Source organism: Nocardia neocaledoniensis, assembly GCF_029868625.1.
Lineage (GTDB): Bacteria > Actinomycetota > Actinomycetes > Mycobacteriales > Mycobacteriaceae > Nocardia > Nocardia neocaledoniensis_A.
This window is the reverse complement of record NZ_JARWOJ010000133.1, coordinates 41814-55643: the sequence shown is the minus strand read 5'-3', so window position 1 is coordinate 55643 and position 13830 is coordinate 41814. Positions and strand designations below refer to the sequence as shown.

The following is a 13830-nucleotide window of genomic DNA, read 5'->3' as shown; positions in this document are numbered from 1 at the left end:
CGCGGGGGGGGGGGGTTGGCCGGCCTCCCCCTGCCCCCCGGGCGGCGGCGGCCCGCGGCGGGGGGGGCGGCGCGGCCGCGCCGCCGCCGTGCTCGGTCGGCGCGGACACCCGCGTCGTGGCCCGGCCCGCGTGGTGAACGGTGTTGCCGTGCGGCTGCTCCGGGTCAGGGCGTCGTGAGCGCCTTGACGACCGCGGTGCCGAAGCCGAGGTCGTTGCTGGTCGGCAGGCGCGTGTAGGTGCCGCCGGTCTGGGCGGCGATGGTCTGCAGGGTCTGGGTGCCCTGGCCGCCGATCACGATGACGTCGACCCGGACCGGTGTGTTCGCCGAGGTCGCGGCGGTGATCTGCTCGATCAGCGCCGGACCGGTGAGGGTGGAGTCGTCGTCGGGGCCGTCGGTGATCACCAGGATCGAGTTGGTGCGGCCGGGGGAGTGGGCCGAGACCGCGGCCTTGTAGGCGGCGAGCAGGCTCGGGTAGGCCTGGTCGGTGCTGCTCTGGGACGCCTTCACGCTGGTGACGGCAGAGCCGACGGCATTGCGCTGGGTGTCGGTCAGCAGGCCCGTGGGGACCTGCACCTTGTAGGGGTTGGTGCCGTCGAGATTCTTGCCGAATGTCCACAGGCCGAGGCCGAAGTCCGGTGGCATGACCGTCAAGGTGGAGGCGACCGCCGCGCCCGCGTTGGCCAGGCGGGTGGTCGACCCCTCGGCATTGCCCATCGACGACGACACATCGAGCAGCACCGTGGCATTCACACCGAGCACCGGATTCGCGAGCGTGGACCGTACTTTCTCCAGTGCCGCCTTGTCCGGGTTCGCCGGCGCCGCGCCGATGGCGGGGCCGAAACCTTCACCGGCCAGCGCGCCCGCCTGCTCGGGGGCCCGCAGGAAGTCGATGAACCGGGACGCGATGAGATTCTGGGTCTTGTCCACCCACGGACCCGACAGCAGCGCGGCCGGATAGTCGGCCAGCGGCGCGGTGCCCACGGGCCGGAAGGCGGTGAGCCCGCCGGTGCGCAGCTGCTGCTCGGTCGCGGCGACGGCGTGCACCTCGTCGGCGCTCGGGTCGGCGCTGACCGCCGCCATCGCCGAGGCGAGGTCGGCGGGTTCCTGCGCACCCGCGGCGAGCCCGGAGATCGCCGCGACGACCTGCCCGGAGCCGGCGGCCTGCGCGGTGAGCGGGTCGGTGCCCGACACCGCGCCGCCGACGGCGGCGGCCGCGGCCGTGGTGGCGTCGCCCTCGGGCAGCGCCATCCGCAGCCCGCCCCAGCCCGACAGCCCGACCTCGTCGAGCGAACCCTGTTGCAGGCGAGGCAGATCCGCCCACGCGACCTGATGCTGTTCGAGAGCTTGTCGCAGCGCGTCGGGGACCCCGAGCACGATCGGGCTGGTCGCGATGGAGGCGGGCGTCCCCTCGATGAGGCCGGGCACCCGGACCTGGTCGATCGAGCGGCTGGAATCGGCGACCCACAGACCCGGCTTCGCGCCGAGCGCCGGATCCCAGGCGCCGATGTCGGCCAGGCCCGCGGCCACCGCCGCCGACGGGTGCACCGCCACCCGCACCTGCGCGCAATGGTCGCGCACCCGCGGCTTGCTCGCGTTGAACCGATCGGCCGCGGCGCGCACCGGTCCCGAGATGGCCGGATCGACGGTGACATCCAGCGCGGCCGGGCCCTCGACGCATTCCGCCGCCGCCGCGTCGTCGCTGCTGGCGGCCCGATCGCTGAGCTGGAACCAGGCGAACACGGCCACGAGGACCAGCACGAGTACCGCTGCGGCGATCACCGGACCCTTGCTGATTCCCCGAGATCTGGCCGCGCTGCGATGAGTACCCACGCGGCAAGTTTAAGGACATCGCGCCATGCCGTCGCACGGCGCATGCCGGTCCGTATCGCCCTGGTCACACGAGGGGCCGGGTGTCACGACGGACACCCGGCCTCACCGCGTCATTCGCGGATCACCCGGCCGCGGTCGTACTCACGACCGCCCCACACGCCCGACTGGCCGGTGCGTGCCGCGTACTCGGTGCACCCCGCGAGCAACGGGCACCCGGCGCAGATCCGGCGGGCGTAGTCGAAGTCCTGCGACGGGTACGGAAACCACGCCTCGTGGTTCGGGTCGCCCCGGCACGCGGCCCGGTGCCACCGGCCCGAATCGGACAGGGTGAGCAGTTCGGTCAGTGCGAGTTCGGTGGTGGTCACGGTGCGTACTCCTTCCAGATCCGGCGCTGGGTGCGAGCCAGCGGGTCGGGAGCCTTGGGCTCCCACAGCAACCGCATGCCCGCCTCTTCGGGGGTGCGGTCGGCCTTGCTCGTATTGCAGGGCCCGCAGCAGGCGATGAGGTTGCCCCACGTGTTCGGTCCGCCCCTGCTGCGCGGGCGGATGTGGTCGACGGTCTGGGCCCAGCTGTCGCAGTAGCCGCAGCGGTGCCTGTCGCGGCGCAGGACCGCGGCCAGCGTGGCGCGGCTGTCCTCGCCCACCGGCGCCAGGTGGCCGAGGTAGACGTAGCGCAGCAACCGGATCGTCTCCGGCAGTGCGATGTCGAGCCGCTGGGAGCGGATCGGGAACCGCGGGACGCGGTCGATCACGGTTTCGGCGGCGCCGCTGAGCAGCAGGGTCACCGCCCGGTCGGCGGTGATCTCGTCGAGGGCCTCGTAGCTGGCGTTGAGCACGAGCACGCGGCTGTGTATCCAGGATTCGGCGGTGGGCACCACCGGGTCGACGGCATGACGAATCAACATCGGGATCACCATGTTTCACAGAAAGAATTGAGCAGAGAAAGGGAAAAAGAATGCGGGCGTCAGTGCCGCGCGATCAGGAGACGACCGCTCACGGCATTGCGCCGCGACTTGGCCGCCGTATCGGCGACCTGCGCTGCTGTCCCTGACTCATGCTGTCGCACAGGGTATTCCACGATCGTCTCCTCCTCTCCGTACTGCTCCGGCGGCCTCGCCCGGTGCGATCGGCCGCGTGGGAATCATGGTGACATACGGCGCCGGAATTGTCGGGTGATTTATTTTCGGTCGGCGGCCACCAGTTCGGCACAGCGTTCGCCGACCAGCATCACGGTGATATTCGGATTCACCGTCGTGTGTGCCGGGAAGACCGAGGCGTCGGCGACCCGCAAACCCGTGACGCCCTTGACCCGCAGCTGCGGGTCGAGCGGGCTCATCGGGTCGTCGGCCGGACCCATCCGGACCGTGCCCACCGGGTGGTAGACGGTGTTGTGGGTGCGCCGGATGTAGTCGGCCAGCTCGGCGTCGGAGTTCACCGACGGGCCCGGATACAGTTCCCTGGCCACCCAGTCCGCCAGCGGCGCGGCGGCGGCGATCTCGCGGGCCTTGCGCAGTCCCGCGATCATCACCCGCAGGTCGTGGCCCTCGGGATCGGTGAAGTAGCGCGGATCGACCCGGGGCTTGTCGCGGAAGTCGCGCGAGCGCAGCCGCACCGTGCCCCGCGAGCGGGCGTGGGTGACATTGGGGGTGAGGCAGAAGGTGTTCTCGGCGGTCGGGTAGCCCTGCCGCAGCGTGTGCATGTCGAACGGGACGCTGCCGTAGTGCATCATCAGGTCCGGCCGGTCGAGGCCGTCGACGGTGGTGGTGAAGATGCCCGCCTCCCACCACTGTGTCGAGGTGCGCGCCATCGGCCGGGTCGTCTCGAAGCCGATCACGCCCTCCGGGTGGTCCTGCAGATGCGCGCCGACACCGGGGGAGTCGACGAGCACGTCGATCCCGTGTTCGCGCAGGTGATCCGCGGGCCCGATGCCCGAGAGCATGAGCAGCTTCGGCCCGTCGATGGCGCCCGCGGACAGGATCACCTCGCGTCCGGCACCGATCCTGGTGGTGCGCCCGAACGCGTTGTCGGTGAGGTCGACGCCGACGGCCCGCCCGTTGTCGAGCACGATCCTCTTCACCCACGCGCCCGTCCGGACGGTCAGATTGGGGCGATCCAGGATCGGGTGCAGGTAGCTCACCGAGGACGAGGCCCTGGTGCCGTCGGCCTGCCGGTTGATCTGGAAGAAGTTGGCGCCGTTGACCACGGTGCGTCCGGTGTTGAACTCCGTGCGCGGAATGCCGATCGCCTCGCACGCGTCGAGCACGGCGACACCGCACGGATCGGCCGGCGGCACGGTCATGATGTGCACCGGCCCGCCGCGGCCGTGGTGCTCGCCGGGCGCGTCGTTGGTCTCGATCGCGGTGTAGAGGCGGTAGACGGAATCCGCGCCCCACCCGGTGCACCCGTGCTCGCGCTCCCAGGCGTCGAGGTCCTCGCGCGGCGCCCAGAACGCGATGCAGCTGTTGTGTGAAGAGCAGCCGCCGAGCACCTTGGCGCGGGCGTGGCGCATGAAGGAGTTGCCGTTCTCCTGCGGCTCGATCGGGTAGTCCCAGTCGTAGCCCGATTCGAGCAGCTCCATCCAGCGATCGAGGCGCAGGATCGCCGGATCGCCGACATCGGAGGGCCCGGCCTCGAGCAGACACACCGTCACCGAGGGGTCCTCCGAGAGGCGAGCCGCGACGGCGGCACCCGCGGAACCGCCACCGATGACCACATAGTCGAAGTCGCTCACTGCTGCTCCCCTCGGTCGGCGAACCAGCCGGTGACACCCGGCCGGAGGTTCTCGTAGACGTGCTTGGCCTCGCGGTACTCGTGCAGTCCGGACGGACCGAGCTCCCGGCCCACCCCCGAATGCCCGAACCCGCCCCATTCGGCCTGCGGCAGATAGGGTCCGAAGTCGTTGACCCACACCGTGCCGTGCCGCAGCCTGGCGGCGATACGCCGGGCGCGCGCCGCGTCGGCGGACCACACCGCACCGGCCAGGCCGTACTCGGTGTCGTTGGCGATGGTGACCGCCTCGTCCTCGGTGGTGAAGGTCTCCACGGTCACGGTCGGTCCGAACGCCTCGTCGTGCACGCACGCCATGGCGCGGGTGGCCCCGTCGATGACGGTCGGCAGGTAGAACCAGCCGTTGTCGAGGGAACCCGAGCCCTGGTCGCCGGTGGCGAACGCGCCGCCGGTGCGGATCACGGCGCCCTGGGCGCGCGCCCGCTCGACGTAGGCGTGCACCTTGTCGCGGTGGGCCGCCGAGATCAACGGGCCCGTCTCGGTGCCTTCGGCGAACGGCAGGCCGAGGCGGATCTGTTCGGCACGGCGGACGAGCTCGTCGACGAACCGGTCGTGCGCGGAGGCCTCGATCACCAGCCGCGCGCCCGCCGAGCACACCTGCCCGGAGTGCAGGAACGCGGCGTTGAGCGCGTTGTCGACGCAGGTGGCGAGCCGCTCGTCGGTGTCGCAGGCGTCGGCGAACACGACGTTCGGATTCTTGCCGCCCAGCTCGAGCGCCACCTTCTTCACCGTGGCCGCGGCCTCGCGGGCGATCACCTTGCCGGTGGCCAGGCCGCCGGTGAACGAGACCAGGTCGACGTCCGGGTGGGCCGACAGCGGCGCGCCCGCGGTCGCGCCTGCGCCGAGCACGAGGTTGGCCACGCCCGGCGGCACGCCGAGGTCGTCGAGCACCGTCATCAGCAGGATCGCCGTGTGCGGGGTGAGCTCGGCCGGCTTGAGCACGAAGGTGTTGCCCGCCGCGAGCGCGGGCGCGATCTTCCAGGCCGCCTGCAGCAGCGGATAGTTCCACGGGGTGATCAACCCGCAGACACCGACCGGTTCGTAGACGATGCGGGAGTCGACATCGGGCGACCCGGCGTCGACCACCCGGCCCGCGTCCTCGGCGGCGAGCTTGCCGAAATAGCGGAAGCAGTTCGCGATGTCGGACATGTCGATGTCGGATTCATAGGGCCGCTTGCCGGTGTCGAGGGTCTCGGCCCGGACGAAGTCGGCGCGCCGGTCGTCGATCGCGTCGGCGACCCGCAGCAGCAGGTCACCGCGTTCGACGGCCGAGGTCCGCCGCCACGAGCCCTCGGCGAAGGCCCGCCGGGCCGCGGCGATGGCGACGACGGTGTCCTCGGCGTCGGCCTCGGCGACCACGCCGACGAGGGAACCGTCGGCCGGACAACGGATGTCGCGGGTCCGCCCGGACGCCGCGCGCCGCCAGGCGCCGTCGATGTAGAGGGTCTCGCTCATGGCTGTTCGTCCCTTCACAGTTCGCTGTCGGAGGTGTCGACGTCGCCGGCTTCGGGCTCGTGGTGATCGGTGGCGGTGCGGCGCAGGTGTAGATAGCCCAGATGCCGTTCGTACTGGTCGAGGATGTCGCCGATCGTCTGCTCGCGGTTGTACCCGTTGAGCGAGTACCCCTGCGAACCCTCGGACAGATACACCTCGCAGCGGAAGTAGCGGTCACCGGAGCGTTGCGCGAGCACCGCGTAGGCGGGCGCGGGTGCCGAGACCGGGCACACCATGTACTCGAAGCGTGGCTCGTTCGCCTGGTCCACCATCAGCCGCGGCGAGGGCAGTCCTTCGTGCTGCTCGGATTCGTCGACGGTGGCCGTGACGCCCATCCGCTCGAATTCCGCCGCGACTTCGCGCATCGCGGGCAAGACTGTGTTGGCCACGAATTTCCTGGTCGCCGCGGAGCCGGGATAGTGGACGGTGGCGATGAGCCTACGCCGCCAGCTGCTGTGGTCGTTGGGTCCGCGCCCCACCGCGATCGCCTTGGGCAGCGAGGCGCGATAGCTGTCGATCTTGTAGGACTCGTTGCGCACGGCGCGCAGCATGGCGATGCCGATCAGGGCCAGGACGAAACTGAACGGCAGGCCCATGATGATGGTGGCGTTCTGCAGCGTGGTGATCGAGCCACCGGCGCCGGCGAACAGCATCGACAGCGTCAGCAGGCCGATGGCGGCCGACCAGAAGATGCGGGTGCCGCGCGCGCAGTCGGCCATCGGGTCGGGCAGTTTCGAGGTGAAGTTGCCCATCACCAGCGATCCGGAATCCGCGCTGGTCACGTAGAAGAGCAGGCCGGTGACGGTGGCGATGCCGAGCAGGAAGGTGGCGCCGGGATACTTCTCGAGCAGCGAGTAGAAACCGAGTTCGGCCCTGGCCGCCGTCTGCTCGGCGAAGGAGCGGTCTTCCCTGGCAGCCTCGAGCGCGCTGTTGCCGAACACCGAGATCCACATCAGCGTGAAACTGAACGGCACGACGAGCACGCCGAACACGAACTGGCGCAGCGTGCGGCCGCGCGAGATGCGGGCCAGGAACAGGCCGACGAACGGCGCCCACGCCACCCACCACGCCCAGAAGAACAGGGTCCAGCTGTCCAGCCAGGTCGAGGGCGCGTTCGGCGATTCCGGATTGCGTTCCCAGGCGAAGGTGTCGAGGGTGCGATCCAGGAAGGTCGACAGATAGTCGCCGGCGTTCTGGGTGAGCCCGTTGAGCAGGAAGTCGGTGCGCCCGGCCACCAGGATGTAGATCAGCAGCGCGATCGCCATGATCACATTCAGCTCGGACAACCGGCGGATGCCCTTGTCGACGCCGGTGGTGGCCGAGATCGTGGTGATGGCGACCGACAGCGCGATGAGCCCGATCTGGGCGGCCTTGCCCTGCTGGACGCCGAACAGCTGGTGCAGGCCGTAGTTGAGCTGGACGATGCCGATGCCCAGCGAGGTGGCGATGCCGAAGATGGTGCCGAGCACGGCGGCCACGTCGATCGCGTCGCCCCACCGGCCGTGCACCCGTTTACCGAAGATCGGGTACAGGGCCGCGCGGATCGTCAGGGGCAGGTTGTGCCGGAACGCGAAGTAGGCCAGCGCGCCGCCCATCAGCGCGTACATCGCCCAGCCGGTGACCCCGTAGTGGAAGATCGTCCAGGTCACCGCGTCGCGGGCGGTCTGATCGGTGCCCGGCTCACCCAGTGGCGGGCGCAGGTAGTTGTAGACCGGCTCGGCGACGGAGAAGAACATCAGGTCGATGCCGATGCCCGCCGCGAACAGCATGGCCGTCCAGGAGAACAGGCTGTACTCCGGTCGTGATTCCTCCGGACCCAGCCGGTACCTGCCGTAGCGGCTGGCACCGAGGAAGATCACCAGTCCGAGAATGACGGTGGCCAGTACGAAGTACCACCAGCCGAACCAGGTGGAGATGAAGGTCTTCACCTCGCCGACCACGGTCTCCGCGCTCGACGGGGAGGCCAGCGCCCAGATCGCGAAGGCGAGCACGATGCCGGCCGCGAGCAGGAACACCGGCTTGTTCACCGAGCGCCGGTCGGCGACCGGATGCACCGGGACCGCGTCGTGCGCGGTCCCGGTAGGTGTTCGGTCAGTGCTGTCGTCCCCGGGTTCGCTGACACCACCCATGCCGGGAAGGCTAGTTCGTGCGCCCCCGCATGTCGGGGACCTCGACCGGCGCCGCCGACCGCGTGTTGAGCCCCTGACCGGCCCGGTTCAGTGGTTGCCGACCTCGTGTTCGAGCCTGCGCGCCACCAGATCGCGGGCCTGTTCCCGCAGTGCCGGACGGTAGCCGCTCGGATACACCGGGTCGGCGGGCGCGTAGTTCTTCAGCACCTCCTTGGCCAGGGTGATCTTGTGGACCTCGGTGGGCCCGTCGGCGATCGCCATCACCTCGGCGTAGGTGGTCATGTCCAGGAACGGCAGGTCGGTACTCACACCGAGCGCGCCGTGCAGGTGCAGCGCGCGGCGGGCGACGTCGTTCATCACCGTCGGCATCGCGACCTTGATGGCGGCGATGTCCTTGCGGACGGCCCGGTAGTCGGCGGCCTGATCGATGCGCCAGGCCGTACGCAACACCAGCAGCCGGAACTGTTCCATCTGGATCCAGCTGTCGGCGATGCGTTCCTGGGTCATCTGGAAACCGCCCAGCACACCCTTGCGGGCCGGCCGCGACACCGCGCGCTCACACATCATGTCGAACGCCTTGCGTACCAGCGCGACCGTCCGCATCGCGTGGTGTACCCGGCCGCCGCCCAACCGGGTCTGGGCGACCACGAACCCGGCGCCCTCCGCGCCGAGCAGGTGGTCGGCGGGCACCCGGACATCGGTGAAGCGCAGATGTCCTTCGTGCTCACTGAATCCCGGCACGGTGAAGTTGCGCACGATCTCCAGACCCGGGGCGTCGGCGGGCACGATGAACATCGACAGCCGCAGGTGCGGTTCGGCGTCCGGATCGGTCACCACCATCACGATGTGGAAGGTGGCGAACTCCGCGGCGGAGTTGAACCACTTCTCGCCGTTGATGACCCACTCGTCGCCGTCGCGCACCGCGGTGGTCTTGAACGCCGTCGGATCCGAGCCACCGGTGGGCTCGGTCATCACGTAGCAGGAGCCGATCTCCCCGTCGAGCAGCGGCCGGAGGTATTTCTCCTTCTGCTCCGGCGTCCCGAAGTGGGCCAGGATCTCGGCGTTGCCGGAATCCGGTGCCTGGCAACCGAAGACGAGGGGCGCCCACATCGACGTCCCGAGCACCTCGTTGAGCAGGGCGAGTTTGAGCTGACCGTATCCCGGTCCGCCGAGTTCGGGGCCGAGGTGACAGGCCCACAGGCCCTGTTCCTTGACCCGCTGCTGCAGCGGCCGCATGAGTGCCCGGATCTCCGGGTCGGTCCGGTCGTAGGGGTTGGGGTAGAGCAGGTCCAGCGGTTCGACCTCGGTGCGGACGAACTCCGCCACCCAGTCGAGCTTGCGCTGGTACTCCGGATCGGTCTCGAAATCCCAAGCCATGGTCAGCCTTTCGTGTCGGCGCCCGTGGCGGTCAGCCCGGACAGGACGGTCTCGGTGAGGATGTCGGCGATCTCGGCGGGGGAGCGCGCCCCGCGCTCGCGATACCAGAAGCCGAGGGAATTGAGCATGCCGAGCAGGCCGTTGGTGACGACGTGGTCGGCGGTTCGCAGCTGTCCGGCCGCGTGCCCGGCGTCGATCACCTCCTGCCAGAGGCATTGCAGGCGATCGCGCAGTCGCTGCAGATCGGCAGCGCGCGCACCCGTCAGCGCGTCGCCGTCGCGCAGGTGCACCGCGACCGCGCGCCGGTGCGTGACGATCAGCTCCACATGGCTGCGGATGAGCAGGCGCAGGGTCTCGACCGGGTCGGCGCCGCGGTCGACGATCCGCTCGGCGTCGGCGAGCAGCAGCCGGGTGTAGTCGCCGAGGATCTCCCAGAGCAGCTCCTCCTTGGAGCCGATGTGGTAGTACAGCGCGCCGCGTTGGACGTCGGCCCTGGCGCCGATCTCGGCGACGCCGGTGGCGTGGAATCCGCGCTCGGCGAACAGGTCGAGGGCGGCGGCACGGATGCGCGATCCGGTGTCGGCGGCCCCGCGTTCGTTCGCGCGCGGCCTGCCGCGGCGGCGCACCGGAGCCACGGGCTCATCGGGTCGCGCGCTGGTCACGGTGTCTCCACTCGGCCGGTAAATGTTCCGGTCAGTACATTATTCTGGGCGGTGCCTACAATCAAGAGGTGAGCCGCCACGCCCACCGCGCCGACCCGGCGCCTCGGCGTGGCGGAATGGTCGAAGCCCCTGGGGCGTTCGTACCCACACGAGGTGTCAGCACTACCCACGGGTAACATGACATCGACTTTCCCACCCGGCTATCTCAAAAGTGAGGCAGTAGATGACAGAGCGGATTCAGGTCGGCGGGCTCGGCGTGGCCAGCGTTCTCCACGATTTCATCGAGAACGAGGCGCTCCCCGGTACCGGTGTGGATTCCGCCGCGTTCTGGGCCGGTGCCGAGCAGGTCATCAACGACCTCGCCCCGCGCAACCGCGCCCTGCTGGCCGAACGCGACGAGATCCAGGGCAAGCTCGACGCCTGGCACCAGGAGAGCCCCGGCGCGAACTACGACAAGGGTGCCTACAAGCAGTTCCTCACCGAGATCGGGTACCTGCGGCCCGAGCCCGCGCCGTTCCAGATCGGCACCGGCAACGTCGACGCCGAGATCGCCACCACCGCGGGCCCGCAGCTCGTGGTGCCGGTGATGAACGCGCGCTTCGCGATCAACGCCGCCAACGCGCGCTGGGGTTCGCTCTACGACGCGCTCTACGGCACCGACGCCATCTCCGAGGCCAACGGCGCCGAGAAGGGCACCGGCTACAACCGCGTGCGCGGCGACAAGGTCATCGAGTGGGGCCGCAACTTCCTCGACGACGCGGTCACCCTGATCACCGGCTCGCACATCGGTTCCTCGTACTACAAGATCGTCGACGGCGAGCTCGAGGTCGGCCTGGAAGACGGCACCGACATCGGCCTGGCCGACCCCTCGCAGCTGGTGGGCTACCTGGGCGACCCCGAGGCCCCGACCTCGGTGCTGCTCAAGCACAACGGCCTGCACATCGAGATCCAGATCGACGCGAACTCGCCGATCGGCTCCACCGACACCGCCGGTGTGAAGGACATCGTGCTCGAGTCCGCGCTCACCACGATCATGGACTTCGAGGACTCGGTCGCCGCGGTCGACGCCGACGACAAGGTCGTCTGTTACCGCAACTGGCTCGGCCTGATGAAGGGCGACCTGGCCGAAGAGGTCACCAAGGGCGGCAAGACCTTCACCCGCACCATGAACCCCGACCGCGTCTTCACCGCGCTCGACGGTTCCGAGCTGGTGCTGCACGGCCGCTCGCTGCTGTTCGTGCGCAACGTGGGCCACCTGATGACCTCCGACGCGATCCTCGACGCCGAGGGCAACGAGGTGCCCGAGGGCATCATGGACGGCCTGATCACCTCGCTGATCGCCATCCACTCGCTCAACGGCGACACCCAGCGCCTCAACTCGCGCACCGGCTCGGTCTACATCGTGAAGCCGAAGATGCACGGTCCCGACGAGGCCGCGTTCACCAACGAGCTGTTCGGCCGGATCGAGGACGTCCTCGGCCTGACCCGCAACACCCTCAAGGTCGGCATCATGGACGAGGAGCGCCGCACCACGGTCAACCTCGCCGCGTCGATCGAGGCCGCCAAGGACCGCGTGGTGTTCATCAACACCGGCTTCCTGGACCGCACCGGCGACGAGATCCACACCTCCATGGAGGCCGGGCCCATGGTCCGCAAGGCCGAGATGAAGACCCAGACCTGGATCGCCTCCTACGAGGACTGGAACGTCGACACCGGCCTGGCCAAGGGCCTGCCCGGCAAGGCGCAGATCGGCAAGGGCATGTGGGCCATGCCGGACCTGATGGCGGGCATGCTCGAGCAGAAGATCGGCCACCCCAAGGCCGGCGCCAACACCGCGTGGGTGCCCTCGCCGACCGCCGCCACCCTGCACGCCACCCACTACCACCAGGTGGACGTGTTCAAGCGGCAGTCCGAGATCGCCAAGGGCGGCCCGCGCGCCACCGTCGACCAGATCCTGGAGATCCCCCTCGCACAGTCCACCGACTGGTCCGACGAGGAGAAGCGCCAGGAGCTGGACAACAACTCCCAGGGCATCCTGGGCTACGTCGTCCGCTGGATCGACCACGGTGTCGGCTGCTCCAAGGTGCCCGACATCAACGACATCGGCCTCATGGAAGACCGTGCCACCCTGCGCATCTCGAGCCAGCTGGTCGCCAACTGGCTGCGCCACGGCATCGTCACCGAGGCCGACGTGATCGCCAGCCTCGAGCGCATGGCCCCCGTCGTCGACCGCCAGAACGCCGGCGACAAGGCCTACCGCCCGATGGCGCCGAACTTCGACGCCTCGATCGCCTTCCAGGCCGCCAAGGAACTGGTGCTCGAAGGCACCAAGCAGCCCAACGGCTACACCGAGCCGATCCTGCACCGGCGTCGCCGCGAGTTCAAGGCCGCCAACAACGGCTGATCTCCAGTGATTGAAAAGTAGCTTCTAACAGCTCTTTTCGCTTGAGGCCCCGTTTCGGATGCGTTCGAGACGGGGCCTCTGTCGTCCCCGAAAAGTTCGGCCAGATGCCGGCATGTCACGTTCAAACGGTCACGTATTCGAGCGTGGTGCCGTCGCTGTCGGTCTGCACAGTGGTCTTCAGGCGCGCTCGAGGCTGACCACTCGCACGCTTACGCCCATTCCGCGCAGCGTGATCATCGACTGGTGCAGTGATAGCAACGAGAACGGGAACATGGAGTCGATGGTGATGTCGTCGCCATCGTTGAGAAGGATGGCGACGACGATGGTTATGCCGCCGATGTCGCGCAGCAGGTACCACGCCATCAGCGGCGGCGCTATGCACTCGCAGCGCTCGACGCACACGCGGCGACCACGTGAACGACGTCCAAGTGACCGGCGCAAGCACCATCGTTGTCGGCCTGGGTGTTTCGGTCGGCCTGATATGGCAGCCCGAGTTGTCGGCTATCAGTCGACGACCACGCAGAACGGGTGACCGGCCGGATCCAGCAGCACCCGCCACCGGTCGCCGCCCGGCTGGTGGTCCGGCCGGACCGCATCGAACCCCACCGCCAACTTCTCAGCGTCGTCGAGGTCGGCGACCCTGAGGTCCAGGTGCACCTGCTGCGGCGCGTCCTGCCCGGGCCACCGCGAGGCTCGGAATCCATCGACCCGTTGAAAGCCCAGCTCACAACCCGAACCATCACTCAGAGCGACGTACTCATCAGCGTCATAGGCGACCTGCATGCCTGTCAGATCTTGGTAGAACCGGGCAAGAGCCCGTGGGTCAGCGCAGTCCAGAGTTACGCCTCGCACCGTGGCGATCGGCATGGTCCACTCCTCAGTAGTCATTCGCCGGCTGCGTGCCGGGGCAGTTGCCTCGCCAACGTCCCGAAGTATCGCTGGGTCCCCCATGCCTTGTGGTTGCCGATGACGTAGAGGCGGCGCTTGGCTCGACTCACCGCGACGTTGAGCAGGTTCGGCTTGGCGGCTGCCCACCCTCGGGCCCCGGGTTTGTCCGGGTCGCTGCCGAGCACGAGGATGACCACATCGGCTTGTTTACCCTGGGCTGTGTGAATAGTGCCTGCTACCAGGCCCGGGTACTTTCGT

Annotated in this window: 11 protein-coding genes and 1 pseudogene; 1 reads left to right on the top strand and 11 read right to left on the bottom strand. The window is 69.1% G+C overall.

Annotated features, from left to right (window positions below; genetic code table 11):
• Positions 1-164 precede the first annotated feature (164 nt).
• The 8 genes from QH270_RS09830 to QH270_RS09795 all read right to left on the bottom strand — a co-directional run bounded on the left by QH270_RS09830 (position 165) and on the right by QH270_RS09795 (position 10280).
• Positions 165-1832, bottom strand: a complete 1668-nt coding sequence (locus QH270_RS09830; protein WP_280340302.1) for a VWA domain-containing protein — start codon at positions 1830-1832, stop codon at positions 165-167.
• Between the two features lie 110 nt (positions 1833-1942).
• On the bottom strand, positions 1943-2197 hold the full coding sequence (locus QH270_RS09825; protein ID WP_232998661.1) for a WhiB family transcriptional regulator: 255 nt from the start codon (positions 2195-2197) through the stop codon (positions 1943-1945).
• The gene (locus tag QH270_RS09820) at positions 2194-2736 is read right to left on the bottom strand and encodes an HNH endonuclease (RefSeq protein ID WP_280340301.1); all 543 of its coding nucleotides are present in this window, start codon (positions 2734-2736) and stop codon (positions 2194-2196) included. The genes QH270_RS09825 and QH270_RS09820 overlap by 4 nt, the downstream gene beginning before the upstream one ends.
• Positions 2737-3008: 272 nt before the next feature.
• Entirely contained in the window at positions 3009-4562 is a 1554-nt protein-coding gene (locus QH270_RS09815; RefSeq protein ID WP_280340299.1) for a GMC family oxidoreductase, read from the bottom strand.
• Entirely contained in the window at positions 4559-6073 is a 1515-nt protein-coding gene (locus QH270_RS09810) for an aldehyde dehydrogenase family protein (RefSeq protein ID WP_280340298.1), read from the bottom strand. Before QH270_RS09810 ends, QH270_RS09815 begins: the two co-directional genes overlap by 4 nt.
• A gap of 14 nt (positions 6074-6087) precedes the next feature.
• On the bottom strand, positions 6088-8241 hold the full coding sequence (gene betT, locus QH270_RS09805) for a choline BCCT transporter BetT (RefSeq protein WP_280340296.1): 2154 nt from the start codon (positions 8239-8241) through the stop codon (positions 6088-6090).
• Between the two features lie 87 nt (positions 8242-8328).
• Complete coding sequence (locus QH270_RS09800) at positions 8329-9618, bottom strand: acyl-CoA dehydrogenase family protein (protein WP_280340295.1); 1290 nt, start codon at positions 9616-9618, stop codon at positions 8329-8331.
• Positions 9619-9620: 2 nt separating this feature from the next.
• Positions 9621-10280 carry a TetR/AcrR family transcriptional regulator gene (locus QH270_RS09795; protein WP_280340294.1) on the bottom strand — a complete coding sequence of 220 codons (660 nt, stop codon included), beginning with the start codon at positions 10278-10280 and terminating at the stop codon, positions 9621-9623.
• Positions 10281-10503: 223 nt separating this feature from the next.
• On the opposite strand from QH270_RS09795, the gene QH270_RS09790 reads away from it, so the two are divergent.
• Complete coding sequence (locus QH270_RS09790; protein WP_280340292.1) at positions 10504-12684, top strand: malate synthase G; 2181 nt, start codon at positions 10504-10506, stop codon at positions 12682-12684.
• Between the two features lie 177 nt (positions 12685-12861).
• Here QH270_RS09790 and QH270_RS09785 read toward each other — a convergent pair whose 3' ends face one another.
• The 3 genes and pseudogenes from QH270_RS09785 to QH270_RS09775 all read right to left on the bottom strand — a co-directional run.
• On the bottom strand, positions 12862-13047 hold the full coding sequence (locus QH270_RS09785; protein WP_280340290.1) for a DUF6119 family protein: 186 nt from the start codon (positions 13045-13047) through the stop codon (positions 12862-12864).
• A 141-nt stretch (positions 13048-13188) separates the two neighbouring features.
• On the bottom strand, positions 13189-13551 hold the full coding sequence (locus QH270_RS09780; protein ID WP_280340289.1) for a VOC family protein: 363 nt from the start codon (positions 13549-13551) through the stop codon (positions 13189-13191).
• 17 nt (positions 13552-13568) lie between these two features.
• A pseudogene (locus QH270_RS09775) lies at positions 13569-13820 on the bottom strand (ATP-binding domain-containing protein); the annotation flags it as partial.
• Positions 13821-13830 lie beyond the last annotated feature (10 nt).

What these genes read in the sequence shown, in the direction of transcription:
- QH270_RS09820 (WP_280340301.1), bottom strand. Translation starts at nt 2,736, where the DNA reads ATGTTGATTCGTCATGCCGTCGACCCGGTGGTGCCCACCGCCGAATCC.
- QH270_RS09810 (WP_280340298.1), bottom strand. Translation starts at nt 6,073, where the DNA reads ATGAGCGAGACCCTCTACATCGACGGCGCCTGGCGGCGCGCGGCGTCC.
- betT (WP_280340296.1), bottom strand. Translation starts at nt 8,241, where the DNA reads ATGGGTGGTGTCAGCGAACCCGGGGACGACAGCACTGACCGAACACCT.
- QH270_RS09800 (WP_280340295.1), bottom strand. Translation starts at nt 9,618, where the DNA reads ATGGCTTGGGATTTCGAGACCGATCCGGAGTACCAGCGCAAGCTCGAC.
- QH270_RS09790 (WP_280340292.1), top strand. Translation starts at nt 10,504, where the DNA reads ATGACAGAGCGGATTCAGGTCGGCGGGCTCGGCGTGGCCAGCGTTCTC.
- QH270_RS09785 (WP_280340290.1), bottom strand. Translation starts at nt 13,047, where the DNA reads ATGGCGTGGTACCTGCTGCGCGACATCGGCGGCATAACCATCGTCGTC.
- QH270_RS09780 (WP_280340289.1), bottom strand. Translation starts at nt 13,551, where the DNA reads ATGCCGATCGCCACGGTGCGAGGCGTAACTCTGGACTGCGCTGACCCA.